Raw genomic sequence first — 19,221 nt, forward strand, 5'->3', positions numbered from 1 at the left:
GGTCCTCAGAGGGCTTTGCGATCTTCACGGGCCATTTTTTCCAGCTTCTGACGAATGCGCTGGCGCTTGAGTGGGGACAAGTAATCCACAAACAGCTTGCCGACCAGATGATCCATCTCATGCTGGATGCAGATAGCGAGCAGATCGTCCGCTGCCAGTTCGAATGACTTGCCGTGACGATCCAGAGCCCTGATGGTGAGCTGTTCGGCGCGAGGCACCAAGGCACGATGTTCCGGAACGGAGAGGCACCCCTCTTCAATGCCGGTACTGCCGCTCTGCTCGAGGATCTCCGGATTGATCAATACCAGAGGATCTTCACGGTTTTCAGAGACATCGATCACTATGATGCGCTGATGAATGTTGACTTGAGTTGCGGCCAGGCCAATGCCTTCCTCCGCATACATTGTTTCGAACATATCATCTACAATGTGTTGTAACTCGGGTGTAAAGGTCTCGACAGGGGCTGCTACAGTGCGCAGACGTTCATCGGGAAAGCGCAATACATCTAGAATGGCCATAGTTTTTTCTTTCGTTTCGTATAAATGCAGTCAAATATTGGCGTAATTCTAGTCATTTACGCCGACAAAAAACAGCAACACTTTGCGTGCAGAAGTAACAGGGAGTGTTATGTATCTGAAGCAAACCATCTTCGCCTGCTTGTTGGTGACAGTGGGCCAGTCAGCCTTGGCCGAGCCGTTGCAGCTGAAGCAGGGTTATCCCGACAGTTATGTGGTGCAAAAAGGCGACACCTTGTGGGATATCTCCGGCCAGTATCTGGCAGAACCCTGGCTGTGGCCGCGCCTCTGGAACATTAATCCGCAGATTGCCAACCCGCACTGGATCTATCCCGGCGATGTGCTGCATCTGACCTGGGTCAACGGGGAGCCCCGTCTTGGCAAGGAGATACAGGGTGGCAAGCAAGTCATCCGCCTTAGCCCCAAAAACCGCTATGAGAACAAAGCCAACCCTATTCCGACCTTGCCCATCAGCGAGATCGGCCCTTTCTTGCAAACCGACCATATTTTGGCAGACAGCCAGCAGCAGAAGACTCTGCCTTATCTGCTGGGATCGGACCAGAAACACATAGGCATGCTGGAGGGGGATACCCTCTATGTGCAGGGTTCACTGACGCCGGGGCAGGTCTATGGCGTCTATCACCCCGGGGTGATCTACAAGGATCGTGAAACCGGTGAACTGCTGGGCCAGGAGGCGATCTTCGCCGGTGTGGTGCGTGCCGTGGCGCGTCTTGATGGCGACCGGACCAAAGTAACCCTGACCCACAACCAGCGCGAAGTGCTGCAGGGTGACAAGGTGATGCCATTACCCGCTCAGGAGAACATGCCAGCCGTATTTATGCCCCGAGCCGCGCCTGCTATTACCCCCGGTTACATTATCGGCTTGCCAAACAAGACCCGTGGGGGGGGCAAGTTTGATGTGGTGTTGATCAATCGGGGTGCCCGTGATCAACTGGTCGCCGGGGATGTGCTGGATGTCAAACGCCCTGGGGCCGCGTTGGTAACCAAAAATGGCGATGTGCAGTACAAGGAGCTGTCGTCGGTCTTTAACCGGATGTTTTACAGCAGTAATAACAAGGCACCACTGCCTTCCGAAGCGATTGCCCGAGTCATGTTGTTTAAGGTCTATGACAAGCTGAGCTACGGTCTCATCATGCAGAGTAATGACATGGTGAGCTCGGGTTATCAGGTCACTCATTTCTGACGTGACTTATCCAGATGAGCGTCTGGCGCTCTGGCTGACCCTTGATGCAGTCGCCGGTATTGGCCCGGTGACTGCTGCCCGTCTGCTGGAGCGAGTTGGAGGAAGCATTGATGCGCTATTTCAGTGCGACGAAACAGAGCTTCATGGCCTGGGGCTATCCTCGGAACAGATAAGGCAATTACGGTGGCCATCGCCGGTTGTTGAGCAGAGCCTGGCTTGGGCGGCACTGTCCGGCAATGCCCTGATCCCGCAAGATCATCCGGTTTATCCTCCCTTGTTACGTGAAATTCCAGCCGCCCCTTTGCTGCTCTACTGTCGCGGCGATCTTGCTGCCCTGTCACTACCTCAGTTGGCGATGGTCGGGACGCGCCATCCTACCTATGCCGGCAAAGACAATGCCTCTCGCCTCAGTGCTGAGCTGGTCGCCTGTGGGTTGGCTATTACCTCAGGGCTGGCGCTGGGCATTGATGGTGTTTGCCATCAGCAAGCGCTGGCTGCCGGGGGCATAACCCTCGCGGTACTGGGCTCGGGTCTCGACAGCCTCTACCCCAAACGCCATCAAGGGCTGGCAGGCCAGATTCTGGAGAATGGTGGTTTGCTTATCTCCGAGCTGGCACCGGATAAGGGACCGCTCGCTGAACATTTTCCTCGGCGCAACCGTATTATCAGTGGCCTGTCGTTGGGCACCCTGGTGGTGGAGGCGACCGAACAGAGCGGTTCATTGATCACCGCCCGCTATGCATTGGAACAGGGGCGCGAGGTGTTTGCGGTGCCCGGCGCGCCGCAAAATGCCCAAGCCATAGGGTGCAACAGATTAATTCAGCAGGGGGCCAAACTTGTGCTGAGTGCGGCCGATATAGTGGAAGAGCTGCCTGAGTGGAGCGTTCGGTCGCAGTGGCCGGCTGCATCATCTGAGCAACAGCATAATAGCGAATTGCCTTATGCCGATTTGTTGGATAACGTAGATTATGAGACCACGAGCGTGGATACCGTTGCCGAGCGGGCCCAGCTTCCTGTCGAAGTGGTATTAGGCAGGTTGGTAGAGCTGGAGCTGGCCGGTGCAGTGATGGCGGTAGCCGGTGGATACGTCAGAGCGAGGAGGGCGAATCATGTTTGATGTATTGATGTACCTTTTCGAGACCTACATCCACAGCGATGCAGATGTGATGGTCGAGCAGGATGAGCTCAGCGACGAGTTGACTCGGGCCGGTTTCGATAAAGATGAAATCGACAAGGCACTGAATTGGCTGGAGCGACTGGCCAACTTGCACGATAGCGAGCGGGAGGTCTATGTCACCGCCAGCGCGCAAGGCTCAATGCGTATCTATGCCCCGCAGGAGCTGGCTCGTCTCGGCACCGAGTGCCGTGGTTTCCTGCTCTTCCTGGAGCAGGCTCAAGTATTGAATGCTGAAACCCGCGAGATCTGTATCGAGCGCCTGCTCGAGCTGGATAAGCCGGATATCGAGCTGGATGACCTGAAGTGGGTCGTCATGATGGTGCTGTTTAACGTACCGGGCAGTGAAAATGCCTACCAGCAGATGGAAGAGCTGGTGTTTGATGAGTCAGACGGCGTCATTCACTGACAGTCCGGTGCCGCGCTGGTAGAATTCAGGCCATCTGGATTCCAAGGCGCGGCCCATGTCAAAAATCGATCATCACCTCTTTTCAGCCCACGAACATGCCTTCGAGCGCGAGCCGTGCCCGCAGTGTGGGGCCGAACTGGTGATGCGCCAGGGCAAGCATGGCCTGTTTCTTGGCTGCTCCACGTACCCTTCCTGTGACTATATCCGCTCCCTGACACCATCCGGCCGCGACATCGAAAAGGTGCTTGAAGGCTCTGCCTGTCCCGATTGCGGACAGCCGCTGGCGATCAAGAAGGGGCGTTACGGTCTGTTTGTCGGCTGCACCCACTATCCGGCCTGTCAGCACATCGCATCCTTGCAGGAGAGTGACGATACCCAGATCCTCTGCCCCGCGTGCGGCAAGGATCATCTGGTGAGCCGAACCTCCCGCTATGGCAAGCAGTTTTACTCGTGTGATGGCTATCCCCATTGCAAATATGTGGTGAACGACAAGCCGATCCCCATGCCCTGTCCCGCGTGTGGCTGGGGCATCATGGTCGAGAAAAAAGTGCGGGGAAATCTGCGCTGGGTCTGTCCGCAAAAGAAATGCGGCCACCAAAGTGAGCAGGTATAATCGCGCCGCCGCAAGCAGATAAAAACGTTTTCGGTGAACATCATCCCCCACTTGGAGTAAGGACATCTTCACCATGAGTAAACCCTTTGTTGCCGTCTTGATGGGCTCTGATTCTGACTTTCCGGTGATGCAAACCACCCTTGAGGTGCTCAAGTCGTTTGATATCACTGTGGAAGTTAAAGTGACCTCCGCGCACCGTACTCCGGCAGCGACCCATCAGTATGTGACCGATGCCGAGGCCCGTGGCTGCAAGGTCTTTATCTGTGCGGCCGGCCTGGCTGCTCATCTGGCAGGTGCCGTTGCTGGCATCACCACTCGCCCGGTGATCGGCGTGCCTATCGATGGCGGCCCGCTCAAGGGGCTGGATGCGTTGTTCTCTACCGTGCAGATGCCGGGCGGTGTACCGGTGGCGACGGTGGCAATCGGCAAGGCCGGCGCCAAGAACGCAGGTTACCTGGCCGCGCAGATGCTGGCGGTGGCTGATGATGCACTGGCGGTCAAGGTTCGTGCCGAACGGCAGAAGAATGCCGAAGAGGTAATGGCCAAGGATGCCGCTCTGCAGGCTCTACTCAAATAAGTCGGTTGGTCGCGATCTGAAGATGACGTATTTTTCTGTGCTTCTGCCAGCGCGTCTATCCGCCATGATCGCTGCCACCTTGATTCAATTTGCAACCAAGTGATGAGGCGGCAGCCAGACTGCCGCATTTTTATATGCCAAATAAATTTGAACTCGCAGTTACCGCTCTCCAGCAGGATGGGGTGATTGCCTACGCAACCGAAGCCGTGTTTGGCTTGGGTTGTGATCCTGACTCTGAGGTTGCGGTGCAGCGGCTGCTGGCCATCAAGCAACGCCCGGTGGAGAAGGGGCTGATCCTGATCGCGGCGGATCTGGAACAATTGCAGGATTATATCGATCTGAGCCAGCTCACCAGCGAACAGCTGGCACGGGTTGAGGCCAGCTGGCCCGGCCCTTTCACCTGGATCATGCCGGCCCGTGCGACGACACCGGCCTGGCTGACCGGACAGTTCGACACCCTGGCGGTGCGCGTCACTGCCCATCCTCAGGTACAGGGGTTGTGCCGCGCCTTTGGCAAGCCGCTGGTCTCCACCAGTGCCAACCTGACCGGTGAGGAGCCTGCCCGTCGGGTGGCCGATATCGGTGAGCTGCTGGCAAGCAAACTGGCCTATGTCCTGCCCGGTGACGTCGGAGGGAATGCCAATCCGTCCGAAATCAAGGATGCGCGCACTGGTTCCATTATTCGCCCCTCCTGAGCGGGCGGGGCATGCTGATTTACCGTCATGGTGATGAGATCATGACGTGATACCACAACAAAAATGGACAGGACGTTCAAGATCCTGCCTGACTGGAGACAAGATGAGCAAACCGGATGTGGCACAGGTCAAGGCCTTCCTGTTGCAGTTGCAGGATGAGATCTGCCGTGGTCTGGAGCAGGCTGACGGCGGCGGACACTTTGTGGAAGATAGCTGGAGCCGTGAAGGCGGTGGTGGCGGCCGCACCCGGGTACTGCGTCACGGTGTTGTGATCGAACAAGGGGGCGTCAATTTTTCCCATGTCTATGGCGATGCCATGCCTGCCTCTGCGACGGCCCATCGGCCCGAACTGGCCGGTCGTAAATTTGAGGCGATGGGCGTGTCGCTGGTGATCCATCCGCACAACCCCTATGTGCCGACCAGCCACGCCAACGTCCGTTTCTTCATTGCCGAGAAGGAAGGCGAAGAGCCCATCTGGTGGTTTGGTGGTGGTTTCGATTTGACGCCCTTCTACCCGTTTGCCGAAGATGTGCAGCACTGGCATCAGGTCTCCCGTGATCTTTGCCAGCCTTTTGGTGATGAGATCTATCCCGAATTCAAATCCTGGTGTGATCGTTACTTCTTCCTCAAGCATCGCAACGAGACTCGAGGGGTCGGTGGCCTCTTCTTTGACGATCTGAATCGCTGGCCCTTTGCCGACTGCTTCGCCTTTATGCAGGCGGTAGGCCGGGGTTATCTCGATGCCTACCTGCCGATCATTGAGCGACGCAAGGCGCAGCCCTTTGGCGAGCGGGAGCGGGAGTTCCAGCTCTATCGCCGCGGTCGTTATGTGGAGTTCAATCTGGTGTATGACCGGGGCACCCTGTTCGGCTTGCAGACCGGCGGACGTACCGAGTCGATCCTGATGTCGATGCCGCCACTGGCACGTTGGGAATATGACTGGCAGCCGGAGGCGGGCAGCTCGGAAGCCCTGCTCTACAGCGACTACCTCACGCCACGAGAGTGGTTGTGACCCGAGGGGCCATGATGGCCCCTTTTTACTGGCCGATATTCGGCTTGTTCCTGAGTGCGAAAACCCGTTAAATCGGAATATTGCCCTCTGATGGAACTCTTTGATGGATCGTTATCTGGTTTTTGGCCACCCGGTGCGCCACAGCAAGTCCCCCTTCATTCACACCCTGTTTGCCAGACAAACCCAGCAAGAGTTGGAGTATGGGCTGGCCGAACCCGCTGTCGACGAGTTTGCTGACACCCTGCACAGCTTCTTTGCAGAGGGAGGGAAGGGGTGCAATGTCACCGTGCCCTTCAAGGAGCAGGCATTCGCGCTGGTCGATCGCTTGAGCCCGCGGGCCAAGCGGGCGGGCGCAGTCAATACCATCAAGCTGACCGATGATGGCGTACTGCTGGGCGACAATACGGATGGCGCAGGACTGGTTGCCGATCTTAAAGCTCATGGCGTGACGTTGGCGGGCAGCCGGATCTTGCTGCTGGGGGCTGGTGGGGCGGCCCGCGGTGCATTGGCGCCGCTGCTGGCCGAGAAGCCGAGTGAGCTGGTGATTGCCAACCGTACGCACGGGAAAGCGCAACAACTGGCTGCCGAATTTCACGATCTGGGTACGGTCACTGCCGAGACCTATGAGTTATTGACTGGGCGATTCGATCTCATCATCAACTCCACTTCGGCCAGTTTGCAGGGTGAGCTGCCGCCGCTGGCTCCCGCCATTATCCATGCGGATATTGCCATCTACGACATGATGTACGGTGCAACGCAGACTCTTTTTATTCGCTGGGCCAAACAGCATGGTGCACGGCTGGCAATGGATGGACTCGGCATGCTGGTGGAGCAGGCAGCGGAAGCCTTTACCGTGTGGCGTGGAATCCGTCCAGGGACTAAACAGGTATTGAGAGAGTTGAAACGTAATCTGGGGATCCTATGAACCAAAGCATTTTGTTTCCCGACCTGATGGAGTGGCAGGCTAGCGAACAGCGGGTGCGTTTTCCCGCCCAGCAAATGGGGGCGCTGATAGATTGTTACATCAGCCAGCGGCGACTGGAGAAAATGACGGGTCTGGTGTTGACCAAGGAAGATGACATCGTCAGAGCCTTCGAAAGTGTGCGCTTTGACATCGAGGATGTTGCAGAAAAACTCATTGAAGAACAAGAGTTTGCTGAGGATGGCGCCATCTACCTCTGATCTCTTAAAGTTTTTTTGTTTTGTAGCGGAACTACTTTGAAATAGTGCTGACTAACTAGATAGTTGAGGTAGTGCTAGCTAGTCACCTTTATAACTCCCCGGTATTCGTACTGGGGATTTTTTTATCTTCATGAAAATAAAAGATTTTTTCTTAACCTGCGAGTTGTGAAACTAAATTACAGAAATTACTTTCACTTTCTGCTGCTTTGTCGTACAGTTATCTGCGTAGGGTACAGAGGTAAGATGTTCTATCTTTCAGACCTTTTATTTCACGTAATTGAATGTAGCTGAATAGCTGCCCCGGTGAGGTTCTCGTCGGGGTATTTTTTTATGGGTGGCGTTTAGAGTAAATGCTTTAAAATACTGGTGCGTTTGATAGAATAAGGCTGCTGCTTGAGGGATACCTGTCGTCTGGTACTCTAAATTCAGCTTCTTCTCAATTTTTGAACTTATTGTTTCAGGCTGGATGGCATCACTGTCGTCCGGCCTCATTTTTATCCGTCGCTTTAAGTTGTGTAATTTAATTTCATATTTTGAGATTTCTTGTTATTTGGCTTGGTGTTAAAAGAACAAAGTTGAAAACGCTATCAGCATAAAATCATGTTAATTCTCGATGCGAAATTTGAATCTAACCATATGAAAAATATGAATTAATTTGTTTTTATTGGATTTTGGAATTGAGATGATGCCGCAATAACAATGAAAGCGGCAATCTGAAACCCTTTCAATCAGCGGAGGAGCACTCCGCCAATTGCAAGGATGGCGAGGAGTCGATTATTCCCCGGCGGGTTCGTGTTGAACAGCGTCTGCGAGCTGTTGATCATCACCGCTGAGATACCATTCGGTGAGAGTTTGTTCCAACTTGTCCAAACCAATGTTGGTAGTAGACGAGAAGGCGGCCACCTGGATCTGTGAGCCCAGATTGGCAACGGCTTGGCGCACCTTGATCACCTGATTATTGCGCGGACCCGGACTCAGTTTGTCGGCCTTGGTCAGCAGCAGCATCACAGGTAGATCACGGTGGGAGCTCCACTCCAGCATGTTCATGTCGGTATCTTTGAGCGGGTGGCGAATATCCATCAGGATCACCAGACCTTTCAATGATTCACGGCACTGCAGATACTCTGCCAGTGACTTTTGCCACTTGAGCTTCATTTCTAGCGGAACTTGCGCATAACCGTAACCCGGCAGGTCGACCAGGCGCTTGCCCGGCTCCAGTTCAAACAGGTTGATTAGCTGGGTTCGACCGGGTGTTTTACTGGTACGAGCCAGGTTCTTGTGTTTAGTTAAGGTGTTCAATGCAGATGACTTACCGGCGTTGGAACGGCCGGCAAACGCGATCTCGACACCCCCATCATTTGGCAGGTGGCGGATGTCGGGTGCGCTGGTCACAAAATGCACCTTATTGAAATTCAGAGTTTGTGTATCCAACGTAAATTCCCCATGGAGATAGAGGGTTATAGAGTTACTTTTTTGTAAAATGGTGTAAAATAGCGTCGCTTAAACGCGTTTATTTTAACATGCCTTCAGCGGCATGGGATCTGGAAGCCTAATAACGAAAAGTTGGAACGCCATGAAGAACCTAGTCATTACTCTTGCTCTGATGGTTGGCGTAACGGGGATGGCACAAGCCAAGGGCGATGCCGCTGCGGGACAAACCAAGGCTGCCGTTTGTGCGGCGTGTCATGGACCGGACGGAAACAGCCTGATTGATATGTACCCCAAAATTGCTGGTCAGCATGCATCATATATCAAAAAGCAGTTAGTTGAACTGAAGGCTGCCGCTTCTGGTCAAATTGGCCGGGTTGCACCTGTGATGGGGCCCATGGCATTGCCCTTGTCGGAACAGGACATGGACGACCTGGCGGCTTACTTCTCCAGCTTGAAAGTCACCCCGATAGCCGTGCCTGACGACGTGGTTGACGCTGGCAAGGCGCTCTATATGGGTGGTGATATGAGCCGTGGTTTGGCGGCCTGTACGGCTTGCCATGGCCCCCGAGGCTCGGGTGTCGAACAGGCCAAGTATCCAAGCCTGTCCGGCCAGCATCCTGCTTATATCAAAGCTCAGCTCACCGCATTTCGTGCAGCTGCGCGGGATAACGACCCCAATGGTATGATGCGGGACGTTGCCAAGAAGCTGACTGATCAGGATATCGAAGTCCTGTCTAAATATGTGGCGGGTCTGCACTGATACCGCCGACATGGTCGATTTGAGTTGAAACGGGGAGCCTTGGCTCTAATGCCGATCAGTTAAGGATCCATTGACCGATCCTTCTGATGTGTGAAAATCCGAAACCTGTTGATTGGTTTCGGATTTTTTATGCGTATCGCTCAAGCTCTCGACTTCCTCCACGCCAGTAATGCCGCTCAGTTTGAGTCACTCTCCGACCTCATTCCCAACGAGCTTATCACCACTCTGCTCGGCGAAGAGGGCGTCGCTACCCTCCGCCGTCGCCGTATGCCCATGGAGCGACTGGTCTGGGCCATCATCGGCATGGCCATCTTCCGCCACGTCCCCATGACCCAGCTGGTCAATCAGCTTGATATCCTGTTGCCTGGTGACCGCCCTTTCGTTGCCCCCAGCGCCTTCCTGCAAGCTCGCCAGAAGCTTGGCCACAAGAGCATTGAGCGGCTGTTTCACGAGACCGCCGCAGGCTGGCACCAGCATGCCAATCACCCCGGCTGGGCCGGGCTGCAACTGCTCGCCGTTGATGGCGTGATGTGGCGCACGCCTGATACCCCAGACAATGCCGCCGCGTTTGCCAAGCCCGGTACCCAGCATGGGGAGACCGCCTATCCTCAGGTGCGCATGCTCTGCCAGATGGAGTTGACCAGTCACCTGCTTGTTCAGGCGGTCATGGAGAGCTGCGCCGTCAACGAGATGGTGTTGGCCGAACAACTTGTCGCGCGTACGCCAGACCACTCGCTCACCCTGTTCGACAAGGGGTTTTACTCCCTCGGTTTGCTCCATGCCTGGCAGACTGCTGGCAGCGAGCGGCACTGGTTGCTGCCACTCAAAAAGGGCACGCAATACGAGGTGGTGCGCAAGCTGGGGCGTCAGGATGCGCTGGTGCGTCTCAAACCCAGTCCACAGGCGAGGAAGAAGTGGCTGCAACTGCCAGAGACGCTAGAAGCCCGCTTGCTGACTCGCACCATCAACGGCAAAGAGCGGCAGGTGCTGACCTCAATGGTCGACCCGATGCGCTTCCCCGGTGCCGACATCGTCGAACTCTACGGCCAGCGCTGGGAAATCGAGTTGGGCTATCGGGAGATGAAGCACAGCTTACAGCAGCACCGGCTGACCCTGCGCAGCAAGAAGGCGGCGGGGATACGGCAAGAGCTGTGGGGCGTGTTGTTGGCGTACAACCTGCTGCGCAGCCAGATGGTAAAGATGGCAGCAAGCCTGAAGGGATACACGGCGAGCCAGCTGAGTTTTCACATGGCATCGGTCTATCTCATCCATGAGTTGAGCTGCATGCCGTATGTGTCGCCGGGGAATATCCCGGGACGCGTTGCGGAGCTGGAGAAACAGGCGGGCCAGTTTGTGTTGCCGGCCCGCAGGGAACGAAGTTATCCCCGCTGCGTGAAGCCAAGGCCACAGAAGTATGGAGTTAAAAAAGCCAATAAAAACAATGCCAGTCAGGCTTAACTGACTGGCATTAGAGCCTTGGCTCCCGAGCCTGTAAATCCAATTGTGTAACCGCCCACGAATAAGTAACTTTTTCAAAAGGATACCTTCGTGGGTAAGCAAATGGACCAAGACAAACTCAAAGCACTGGCCGCTGAGCTGGCCAAAGACATCAAATCTGAAAAAGATCTCGGCACACTCACCCAACAGCTGATCAAGCTCACCGTTGAGACCGCGCTCAATGCCGAGATGGACGAGCATCTGGGCTACGAGAAACACGCCCCACAAGGCCGCGGGACCGGCAACAATCGCAATGGCTATTCCACCAAGCGCCTAAAAGGCCACCATGGAGAGGTCACCATCCAGGCGCCTCGTGACCGTAACGCCTCCTTCGAGCCTCAGTTTGTCCGCAAGGGTCAGTCACGCCTGACCCAGATGGACGACCAGATCCTCGCCCTCTACGCCAAGGGCTTGAGTACGCGGGATATCGTGGACGCGTTCAAAGAGATGTATGACGCCGACATCTCGGCGGGGCTGGTATCGAAGGTGACCGAACGCGTCATCGAGCAGGTCCACGAATGGCAAAACCGGCCGCTGGATCCGCTCTATCCCATCGTCTATCTGGACTGCATTGTGCTGAAGATCCGCGCGAACCAGAGGGTGATCAACAAGTCGCTCTATCTGGCACTGGGCATCAATATGGAGGGGCACAAGGAGCTGTTGGGCCTGTGGCTGGCCGAGACCGAAGGGGCAAAGTTCTGGCTGTCGGTCTTGACCGAGCTGAAGAACCGCGGCCTGGAAGACATCCTGATCGCGTGTGTGGATGGTCTCAAGGGCTTCCCTGATGCCATTGCCGTGGAGTATCCCCAGACCAAGGTGCAACTGTGTATCGTCCACATGGTCCGCAACTCGTTGCGCTATGTCTCCTGGAAGGACTACAAGGCGGTGACGGCTGAACTGAAGCAGATATACCAGTCTGCGACAGAACGTGAGGCTCAGCAGGCGCTGGCGGCCTTCGGCGAGCGCTGGGATAGCCAATACCCGCAGATAGCGCGCTCGTGGCAGAGTAACTGGGACAATCTGATCACGCTGTTTGATTATCCCCCCGCTATCCGGAAGGTGATCTACACCACCAATGCGATCGAGTCACTGAACAGCGTACTGCGCAAAGCGACCAAACAACGGAAGCTCTTCCCGACCGATGAGTCGGCGCTCAAAGTGGCGTTTCTCGCAATACAGCAGGCCTCCAAGAAATGGACCATGCCGATCCAGAATTGGAAGCCGGCCCTGAATCGCTTTATTATCGAGTTCGGTGATCGCCTGAACGGTCACCTGTAATGGAGTGGGCAGTTACACAGAATTATTTACAGGCTCTGGCTCCCCGTTTTTTATGGCTCTGTCCCAATTATGTGTTGAAAGGCTAAGCTTGAAGTAGGCCATCACCTTGAGGTCTACCATCATGGATACCCCAGCCTTTCAACACCTGCTGTCTCTCTTTCCACAGCTTACCCTGCGCCAACGCCGTGTTGCCCGGCAGGAGCTCACTGCGCCCCACGCCATTACCTCACTCAATACCCAGCTACCTGCATGCAGTGGTTGCCCACATTGTCAGGCCGATGCCAATCAGTTGGCTCCCTGGGGATGGAGTCGGGGACTACGTCGCTACCGTTGCAAACGGTGTCTGCGCACCAGCACCGTGCTGACCAAGACCCCCTTGGCCAGATTACGTAAAGCGCAGTGCTGGGAAGACTACGCTCAAGCCCTCATTGAAGGACTGACTGTCCGCCGGGCAGCTCTGCGTTGCGGGGTCAGCAAAAACACTGCCTTCCTCTGGCGTCACCGCTTCTTGCGTGCGATGGCCGCCCATCAAGCCACACGGGAAGAGGGCATCGTTGAGGTCGATGAGACCTTCTTCCTCGAGTCGTTCAAGGGGCAACGGGGACTGCCGCGTCCGGCACGGCATCGCGGTGGTAAAGGGCGAACCCGGGGAACCGGGCCGGATTACATCCCGGTGATGGTGGTGCAGGATCGTGCTGGCCATCATGCAGATTTTCAGTTGGAAAAGATGAATGCCGAAACAGTTATCGCGGTCTTGAAGCCGTTGGTGTCACCGGATGCCGTGCTGTGTAGCGATGGCGCGGGCGTGTATGCCAGTTTCAGTAAAGTGCAGGGCGTGACTCAAGCGCAGATTTACATTTACGGGATCGATTTAGGCAAAAATTGGTTTCACCTGGTGGCGATGGATCGCATGGGGCATGTATTGACCAAGCAAAAGCTCACTCGTTCACAACTGAAACAGTTCATCAGTACGACCCCACCCTGTCGGGTCGCCTTCGAGGCATGTCCTGGTTCGCAATACTGGGGGCGCCTGTTTCAACAGGCGGGGTTCGAACCCAAGATTATCCCTGCCCAATTTGTGAAGCCCTACCTCAAATCAAACAAGAATGACTTCAACGATGCTACCGCCATTGCCGAGGCTGGTAGCAGAGGCACTATGCGCTGTGTCCCGTTGAAATCTCATGAGCAACTGGCATTGCAGGCGACTCATCGCGTCCGTCAGCGTTTCATCGTCGAACGTACCGCCACTGTCAATCAGATGCGAGCGTTGCTGCTGGAATATGGGCTCACCGTGCCAGTCGGCAGAAAAGTCTTCGAGCGCTCTCTGCCGACGATCCTTGAAGATGCCGAGAATGGCTTGCCTGACTTTATCCGCGCCCTGGTATTACGCCTGAGAGAACGGTGGCAACAGCTGGATATTCAGATTGATGACATGAGCCTCATGCTCGGACAAGCCTCAAGCGCATCAAGTTTGTGCCAAAAAATCAGTACCGTCCCCGGCATTGGACCGATTGTCTCAACCGCGTTGATTGCCGCGATTGGCAATGGCTCACAATTCAAGAAAGCCCGCGACCTGTCAGCCTGGTTGGGGCTGGTCCCTAGGCAATATTCAACGGGCGGAAAATCTTCGCTCGGCGGGATCAGTAAGCGTGGCAATAGCTATTTAAGGCAAATGGTTATTCAGGGCGCCAAAGCGCTGAAAATTCACATGAAGCGTGACAAATCATCGTTAGGCGAATGGGTCGCTAGGCTGGAGGCCGGCCATCACCATCATGTGGTCCTTATCGCCTTGGCCAACAAGATAATGCGAATTTGCTGGAAAGTACTGACATCCGGCAGGGATTACCAACCCTATCCCAACGCAAGCGCAGCCGTTTAACAGATATAACTCATACCCGGTTTTGCGAGCCAAAAACAGATGACAGAAGCGTTCACCCCACGACGTTGCAGCCTGGCTAAAAAAGCAGTCTCTCATGACTGGTAGCTTTATTAGGACGACGACGTGCGGATCCCATCAAGGGGCGTTGTTGCCCAAATCAGCTATCAGGTCACAACGTCCCCAGCCCCAGGTGACCGCTACACTCGGGGCTTTCTGACAGGCAGACCAAGGGTGTTCAGTTTGTTGATTGCACCAACATACGCCATCACTTCCCCTACCTGACCGTTGTATGTTCGCAGACTGATTTTCCCCGTCAGCAACTGTTTGAACCGATACATCGCCGTCTCTGCCAGCGAGCGACGGTGATATCCCAACATCTTCTTCCAGTGCGCTAGCCCCTCCTTGCGCATCACCAGCACCGCCTCATTTCTCGGATGGCCCTTTTTCCATAGTCCTGCGTTCTTGCGAGGCGGGATACACGCCGTCGCCCCTTTACGCGCAATCAACCGATGGCTGGCTTTGCTGTCATAGGCGCCATCCGCATAAACACGCCCCAGCTTGCGCCGCAGAGGATTGAGCAAGGTCGGCAACACCTCTGCGTCATGCACATTCTCCAGCGACACTTCTGCCGCCACGATATCGTGAGTCACCGGGTCTACCGCCAGATGCAACTTGCGCCACACTCGCCGCTTCTCGGCGCCGTGTTTTCTGACCTTCCACTCGCCTTCACCAAACACCTTCAGCCCGGTTGAGTCGATAACCAAGTCGGTAATACGTCCCTTTGGGGGCTGTCGATAAGCGACCGTCACTGTGCGTGCTCGCTTGCTGACGCAGCTGTAATCGGGGGCACAAAGCGGTACGTTCATCAACTCGAACAGGGAGTCGAGTAGTCCTTGGGTGGCCCGCAGAGTGAGGTTGAAAATCCCCTTGAGCATAAGGAAGGTACAGATGGTCTGGTCAGTGTAAAGCTGGCTGCGTCCCCGTCGCCCATGATGGTCGTGGTGAAACCAATTGCTCATGGCCTCGGCATCAACCCAGAAGGTGAGTGAGCCACGGTTAATCAGAGACCTGTTGTATTTAGGCCAGTTGGTGATGGGGTGAAGCGAGGTGCCCATGATGCAGACTTGAAGAGGATGGTGGTGATCAGATCACCGCGCCCTCAGTTAGTTCCATTCAAGCTGCATCGATTTGGGCAACAACGCCCCATCAAGGCCAGAGCCGGAAAACGGCTCACAGACAGGCCGGATACATTGACGCAAACGACTTCTGGAAATCAGTTCAAGCTTGCAGATAAGGAGCAGACCATACATTTTTTATGGTTTGGCGATAATGCTCGGTTTAATCCCCCCGTTCTGTAAGAGATCTTCCATTCTCGCGGCAGGCCAAGGCTCATTAAATTGCATACAATTTGAAATATTTATTATTTATCAATTGATTATGTGCAATTTGATATTTTTCGGCATATTGAGAATGCTTTGAGTGGATTGAGCAACCTTATAGAGTTGATACAGTAGACTCAATGGATTCACCCACGGATTGGGTGGCGGTTTTCACAACGGGATGTTGTGAGCAGAGGATGGCAGGCGTGGCGGGATGCCATGGGCTCGCATGAGCTGGCAAGGGATTGAAGGATCAGGATGGTGACCATCTCCGGAGCGGGATGGGTTGCGGGATGCAGACTCCCCGGCACGATGGCAGGATGCGGTCGAGGCGGGTCAAACAGGCACACGCACATTCAGGAACGACTTAACATAAGGTCAGGATGACCACACCAAGATATGACGTGATGAGAAGTCTTAAGCAGAAAAGGTAAAGCGTACTGTTTTGCTCTTCAGGATCTACTCGCATAAACATATCAAGGCAGCTTCGGCTGCCTTTTTTCGTTGGGGTCATTAACCCGATTAGCCATTCTGTGTCAAAATACCAGCAACATGCCCAGAGGATACCGATCCTGCGGTGTTCAGTGGTCACTTTTGGCCGAGTTGGGGCGAGATCCTGTTCTTGTTCCAGCCTTACTGTTCCTCGCATCGTATCCCACCGGGTCAGATCATCCCGGGTTCGGGTTCAATCCAGTTATTTTTCGGAGTTAGCCATTCATGTCTGCTAAACAACCCACTCGCAAGCCTACCGGTAAGCGCCAAGAATCTGATGTCAGTGCTCAGGAAGGTCGTGAGCGTAAGCGGGCTGCCAAGCGCAAGGGCCTGAAGGCAGGTTCTCGTCAGCAAGCCGAGCAACAAAACAATAACTCGAATAAGCAGCCCAAAGACCCACGGATCGGTTCACGCAAGCCGGTTGTATTGGTGCTGGATGAAAAGCAGAAGAAGCCGACGACGACCAAGCCGCTAAAAGAGAAGAAACTGGCGATGACGCCTGAGCAGGAGCTGGCCTCTATCGAAAATGATGATCGCTTGAATGATCTGTTGGATCGTCTTGATGCCGGTGAAACCCTGGAAGCTGCCGAGCAGGCCTGGGTTGATCAGCGTGTTGACCGTTATCAGGTGCTGATGGATGAGCTGGGGATCATCGATAACGATGAAGACGAGGATGACCTCCCGTTCGATGGTGATGATGATGGCGGGTTCGACGAACCACAACAGCCTGCTTCCGAAGAGGAGCTGTGGGATCGTTTCACTCAGGTCGATTACAAGCCTGAGCCAAAACCTGAGCCGAAGAAAAAGTGATGAGTGAGTGGATGCTGGCCGCCCTGTTGGGCGGCCTGATTTTGTCAGGCTTGGCCACCTATGCCGGTATGCTGCTAGCCAGGCTCAAACGACAGCAAGGGATGCAGTCGCAGGCGATTGCTGCCCGCAATGAGCTAATTCTGGATAGCGTGCGAGTCATTGCCCATGCGGTGCAGGAGGGGCAGTGCGACTACTCCGAAGGTGCCATTCGACTGACTAACCTGTTAGATGCGTTGCAGATCAAGGGTGGGCGGGTATTTGCAACCGAGTTCCCGGGTCTGTACGGACTGTATGAGAAGGTGAAAGATATGCCGACTCATGAGGCCAGGCGAGCCCTCAAGCGCAACCAAGTGATGAGGATGGATCTCGACCGCAGTGGCTACGAGGCAGAGCTGGAGGCTCAGATCCTCAAGGATGTGGCCCAACTAAAGGATTTTCAGTTAGGCCGATGAGCCGTCAATAACAACAAGAGAGGAAGCGAGCGTGCAAGCAGAACAGATTGTGTGGGATCAGGCCCTGATCGAAAAGTATAACTACAGCGGCCCGCGATACACCTCTTATCCCACCGCGCTGGAGTTCAACGAGGGCTTCGGCTATCCGGATTTTGTCCGCGCTGCCGGCCAGTATCCCGAGCGCAATCTGTCGCTCTACGTGCATATCCCTTTCTGTCACAAGCTCTGCTATTACTGCGGCTGCAACAAGGTCATTACCCGCCACCAGCACAAGGCTGACGAGTACCTCGACTACCTCGAACAAGAGATCAAAGCGCAGGCCCCGCTCTTCAAGCATCGACTGGTTACCCAGCTGCACTGGGGCGGCGGTACGCCTACCTATCTGGATGAAGCACAGACGCGCCGTCTGATGGGTATGCTGCGTGAGCACTTCCACTTCGCCGAAGAGGGGGAGTTCAGCATCGAGGTCGATCCGCGCGAGATCGCCATTACCATGCTGGATGTGCTACGGGAAGTCGGTTTCAACCGCATTAGCCTCGGGGTGCAGGACTTTAACAAGGCTGTGCAGGTCGCGGTAAACCGCGAGCAGGACAATGACTTTATTAAAGCCATGTTGGAACGTGCCCGCGCGTTGGGCTTTCGCTCGACCAACCTCGACCTTATCTATGGCCTGCCGCATCAGGATCGTGCCAGTTTCCACCATACGCTGGAAGAGGTGCTAAAAACCGATCCGGCCCGCCTCTCAATTTTCAACTATGCCCATCTGCCGAGTCGCTTCGCGGCCCAGCGCAAGCTGAAAGAAGACGATATGCCTGCTCCGCAGGAGAAGCTGGCCATGCTGCAGGATACGATCGCCTTCCTGACCGGCCAGGGTTACCAGTTCATCGGCATGGATCATTTCGCCAAACCCGATGACGAGCTGGCAGTAGCGCAGCGTGAGGGTACCTTGCACCGCAACTTCCAGGGCTACACCACCCAGGGCGATTGCGACCTGCTGGGACTGGGGGTCTCGTCCATCAGCATGATTGGCGATGCCTACTCCCAGAATCAGAAAGAGCTAAAAGCGTACTACGCCCAAGTTACAGAGCTGGGCCATGCTCAATGGAAAGGTTGCTCGCTCAATCAGGATGACCTGATCCGCCGTGAGGTGATCAAGCGGCTTATCTGTGATTTTCGCCTTAACTTTGCTGTTGTCGAGCAGATGTTCGGCCTGAACTTCAAGGAGTATTTCGCTGAAGATCTCAAGCTGCTGCAGACCTTCATTGACGATGGTTTGGTGCGCATGACAAATGCTGGGCTGGAGGTTTCGTCCACGGGACAGCTGTTGATCCGCAATATCTGTATGTGCTTCGATGTCTATCTGCGCAACAAGGCGCGTCAGCAGCAGTTCTCTCGCGTGATATAAGCTTGTTTGCCGATCAGAAAACAGAAAAGGGCGCCATTGCTGTGCCCTTTCCATAGGTATTTTTGCTTAAGCTGCGGGTCGGGAAAGTTCTGGCAAGAAGGCGCTGCGCTGAGGCAAGCAATGGGGCGGTGAAACGCAGACAAAAAGATGGGGGCGACTTGCGTCGCCCCCGGTAGTCGTATCGCTCATATCCTTGAACGAAGTTGCTCCCTGCAATCCCTGACTGTTTACCTCTTCCTTTAGGTTTCCCCTTCCCAATCCTTTGGGGTGTCCTTTAGCCATCTTGGCCTGACGAGTCATCCTGTCCCGTCGCACTTTCTCCATCCTGGGAGGTGTCCTTTACCACATCCTGTGGTGAGTCCATTTGCCTAACCCTGGCAGCCAGTCTTCCTGACCGACTTCATTGCGTCCGTGCATGAGTAACTATAAGGATTTTCTTACCGGCTACAACGTCAGA

19 protein-coding genes and 1 pseudogene are annotated in these 19,221 nt (G+C 55.0%); 17 read left to right on the forward strand and 3 right to left on the reverse strand.

Translation table 11 applies throughout. The features are described 5' to 3' along the window. Positions 1-5 precede the first annotated feature (5 nt). Positions 6-518, reverse strand: a complete 513-nt coding sequence (gene def / locus ACY8FN_RS04585; RefSeq protein ID WP_068978268.1) for a peptide deformylase — start codon at positions 516-518, stop codon at positions 6-8. A 109-nt stretch (positions 519-627) separates the two neighbouring features. Between def and ACY8FN_RS04590 the strand changes: the two genes are divergently transcribed. The 9 genes from ACY8FN_RS04590 (at position 628) to ACY8FN_RS04630 (ending at position 7,381) form a co-directional block, all read left to right on the forward strand. Further along, entirely contained in the window at positions 628-1,719 is a 1,092-nt protein-coding gene (locus ACY8FN_RS04590; protein ID WP_463099348.1) for a LysM peptidoglycan-binding domain-containing protein, read from the forward strand. 1 nt (position 1,720) lies between these two features. Next, positions 1,721-2,836 carry a DNA-processing protein DprA gene (dprA, locus tag ACY8FN_RS04595; protein WP_463099349.1) on the forward strand — a complete coding sequence of 372 codons (1,116 nt, stop codon included), beginning with the start codon at positions 1,721-1,723 and terminating at the stop codon, positions 2,834-2,836. After that, a complete protein-coding gene (locus tag ACY8FN_RS04600; protein ID WP_463099350.1) occupies positions 2,829-3,302 on the forward strand; it encodes a DUF494 family protein in 474 nt (157 codons plus the stop codon). The genes dprA and ACY8FN_RS04600 overlap by 8 nt, the downstream gene beginning before the upstream one ends. Before the next feature lie 55 nt (positions 3,303-3,357). Further along, entirely contained in the window at positions 3,358-3,915 is a 558-nt protein-coding gene (locus ACY8FN_RS04605; protein ID WP_042017999.1) for a DNA topoisomerase family protein, read from the forward strand. Between the two features lie 73 nt (positions 3,916-3,988). Next, complete coding sequence (gene purE / locus ACY8FN_RS04610; protein ID WP_463099351.1) at positions 3,989-4,492, forward strand: 5-(carboxyamino)imidazole ribonucleotide mutase; 504 nt, start codon at positions 3,989-3,991, stop codon at positions 4,490-4,492. 134 nt (positions 4,493-4,626) lie between these two features. Beyond that, positions 4,627-5,187, forward strand: coding sequence for an L-threonylcarbamoyladenylate synthase type 1 TsaC (gene tsaC, locus ACY8FN_RS04615; protein ID WP_463099352.1), 561 nt, complete (start codon positions 4,627-4,629; stop codon positions 5,185-5,187). A 103-nt stretch (positions 5,188-5,290) separates the two neighbouring features. After that, on the forward strand, positions 5,291-6,199 hold the full coding sequence (gene hemF / locus ACY8FN_RS04620; RefSeq protein WP_463099353.1) for an oxygen-dependent coproporphyrinogen oxidase: 909 nt from the start codon (positions 5,291-5,293) through the stop codon (positions 6,197-6,199). 103 nt (positions 6,200-6,302) lie between these two features. After that, positions 6,303-7,124 carry a shikimate dehydrogenase gene (gene aroE, locus ACY8FN_RS04625; RefSeq protein ID WP_463099354.1) on the forward strand — a complete coding sequence of 274 codons (822 nt, stop codon included), beginning with the start codon at positions 6,303-6,305 and terminating at the stop codon, positions 7,122-7,124. Next, positions 7,121-7,381 (forward strand): DUF1488 family protein, encoded by a 261-nt coding sequence (locus ACY8FN_RS04630; protein ID WP_139693134.1) that lies wholly within the window; start codon positions 7,121-7,123, stop codon positions 7,379-7,381. Before aroE ends, ACY8FN_RS04630 begins: the two co-directional genes overlap by 4 nt. Before the next feature lie 774 nt (positions 7,382-8,155). On the opposite strand, the gene yihA is transcribed toward ACY8FN_RS04630, so the two are convergent. Beyond that, a complete protein-coding gene (yihA, locus tag ACY8FN_RS04635; RefSeq protein WP_139693135.1) occupies positions 8,156-8,812 on the reverse strand; it encodes a ribosome biogenesis GTP-binding protein YihA/YsxC in 657 nt (218 codons plus the stop codon). A gap of 142 nt (positions 8,813-8,954) precedes the next feature. On the opposite strand from yihA, the gene ACY8FN_RS04640 reads away from it, so the two are divergent. The 5 genes and pseudogenes from ACY8FN_RS04640 (at position 8,955) to ACY8FN_RS04660 (ending at position 14,226) form a co-directional block, all read left to right on the forward strand. Next, complete coding sequence (locus ACY8FN_RS04640) at positions 8,955-9,572, forward strand: c-type cytochrome (RefSeq protein WP_162515630.1); 618 nt, start codon at positions 8,955-8,957, stop codon at positions 9,570-9,572. Between the two features lie 129 nt (positions 9,573-9,701). Continuing rightward, the gene (locus ACY8FN_RS04645) at positions 9,702-11,030 is read left to right on the forward strand and encodes an IS4 family transposase (protein WP_463099355.1); all 1,329 of its coding nucleotides are present in this window, start codon (positions 9,702-9,704) and stop codon (positions 11,028-11,030) included. Between the two features lie 102 nt (positions 11,031-11,132). Beyond that, positions 11,133-12,347 (forward strand): IS256-like element ISAs3 family transposase, encoded by a 1,215-nt coding sequence (locus ACY8FN_RS04650; protein WP_139691386.1) that lies wholly within the window; start codon positions 11,133-11,135, stop codon positions 12,345-12,347. Positions 12,348-12,468: 121 nt separating this feature from the next. Beyond that, positions 12,469-13,203 (forward strand): annotated as a pseudogene (locus ACY8FN_RS04655) (IS1595 family transposase); the annotation flags it as partial. Further along, a complete protein-coding gene (locus ACY8FN_RS04660; RefSeq protein WP_139692446.1) occupies positions 13,183-14,226 on the forward strand; it encodes an IS110 family RNA-guided transposase in 1,044 nt (347 codons plus the stop codon). The pseudogene ACY8FN_RS04655 and the gene ACY8FN_RS04660, both read left to right, overlap by 21 nt. 197 nt (positions 14,227-14,423) lie before the next feature. Here ACY8FN_RS04660 and ACY8FN_RS04665 read toward each other — a convergent pair whose 3' ends face one another. After that, positions 14,424-15,341 carry an IS5 family transposase gene (locus tag ACY8FN_RS04665; protein WP_463099356.1) on the reverse strand — a complete coding sequence of 306 codons (918 nt, stop codon included), beginning with the start codon at positions 15,339-15,341 and terminating at the stop codon, positions 14,424-14,426. A gap of 981 nt (positions 15,342-16,322) precedes the next feature. Here ACY8FN_RS04665 and yihI point away from each other — a divergent pair. Genes yihI through hemN form a run of 3 tightly spaced genes read left to right on the forward strand, consistent with a single transcriptional unit; the run spans position 16,323 to position 18,764 of the window. Next, positions 16,323-16,907: a Der GTPase-activating protein YihI gene (yihI, locus tag ACY8FN_RS04670; RefSeq protein WP_463099357.1), complete on the forward strand. Its 585-nt coding sequence runs from the start codon at positions 16,323-16,325 to the stop codon at positions 16,905-16,907. Positions 16,908-16,918: 11 nt separating this feature from the next. After that, positions 16,919-17,359, forward strand: coding sequence for a DUF2489 domain-containing protein (locus tag ACY8FN_RS04675; RefSeq protein ID WP_463101131.1), 441 nt, complete (start codon positions 16,919-16,921; stop codon positions 17,357-17,359). A 31-nt stretch (positions 17,360-17,390) separates the two neighbouring features. After that, on the forward strand, positions 17,391-18,764 hold the full coding sequence (gene hemN, locus ACY8FN_RS04680; protein WP_463099358.1) for an oxygen-independent coproporphyrinogen III oxidase: 1,374 nt from the start codon (positions 17,391-17,393) through the stop codon (positions 18,762-18,764). Positions 18,765-19,221: the final 457 nt, after the last annotated feature.

It is taken from the genome of Aeromonas sp. 160P (assembly GCF_055193095.1).

Bases quoted from the DNA above. Each gene is read 5' to 3' on its own strand.
- ACY8FN_RS04665 (WP_463099356.1), bottom strand. From the start codon at position 15,341: ATGGGCACCTCGCTTCACCCCATCACCAACTGGCCTAAATACAACAGG.
- purE (WP_463099351.1), top strand. From the start codon at position 3,989: ATGAGTAAACCCTTTGTTGCCGTCTTGATGGGCTCTGATTCTGACTTT.
- ACY8FN_RS04640 (WP_162515630.1), top strand. From the start codon at position 8,955: ATGAAGAACCTAGTCATTACTCTTGCTCTGATGGTTGGCGTAACGGGG.
- def (WP_068978268.1), bottom strand. From the start codon at position 518: ATGGCCATTCTAGATGTATTGCGCTTTCCCGATGAACGTCTGCGCACT.
- ACY8FN_RS04645 (WP_463099355.1), top strand. From the start codon at position 9,702: ATGCGTATCGCTCAAGCTCTCGACTTCCTCCACGCCAGTAATGCCGCT.
- ACY8FN_RS04590 (WP_463099348.1), top strand. From the start codon at position 628: ATGTATCTGAAGCAAACCATCTTCGCCTGCTTGTTGGTGACAGTGGGC.
- tsaC (WP_463099352.1), top strand. From the start codon at position 4,627: ATGCCAAATAAATTTGAACTCGCAGTTACCGCTCTCCAGCAGGATGGG.
- aroE (WP_463099354.1), top strand. From the start codon at position 6,303: ATGGATCGTTATCTGGTTTTTGGCCACCCGGTGCGCCACAGCAAGTCC.
- ACY8FN_RS04630 (WP_139693134.1), top strand. From the start codon at position 7,121: ATGAACCAAAGCATTTTGTTTCCCGACCTGATGGAGTGGCAGGCTAGC.
- ACY8FN_RS04650 (WP_139691386.1), top strand. From the start codon at position 11,133: ATGGACCAAGACAAACTCAAAGCACTGGCCGCTGAGCTGGCCAAAGAC.
- yihI (WP_463099357.1), top strand. From the start codon at position 16,323: ATGTCTGCTAAACAACCCACTCGCAAGCCTACCGGTAAGCGCCAAGAA.
- hemF (WP_463099353.1), top strand. From the start codon at position 5,291: ATGAGCAAACCGGATGTGGCACAGGTCAAGGCCTTCCTGTTGCAGTTG.
- ACY8FN_RS04605 (WP_042017999.1), top strand. From the start codon at position 3,358: ATGTCAAAAATCGATCATCACCTCTTTTCAGCCCACGAACATGCCTTC.
- ACY8FN_RS04600 (WP_463099350.1), top strand. From the start codon at position 2,829: ATGTTTGATGTATTGATGTACCTTTTCGAGACCTACATCCACAGCGAT.
- ACY8FN_RS04675 (WP_463101131.1), top strand. From the start codon at position 16,919: ATGCTGGCCGCCCTGTTGGGCGGCCTGATTTTGTCAGGCTTGGCCACC.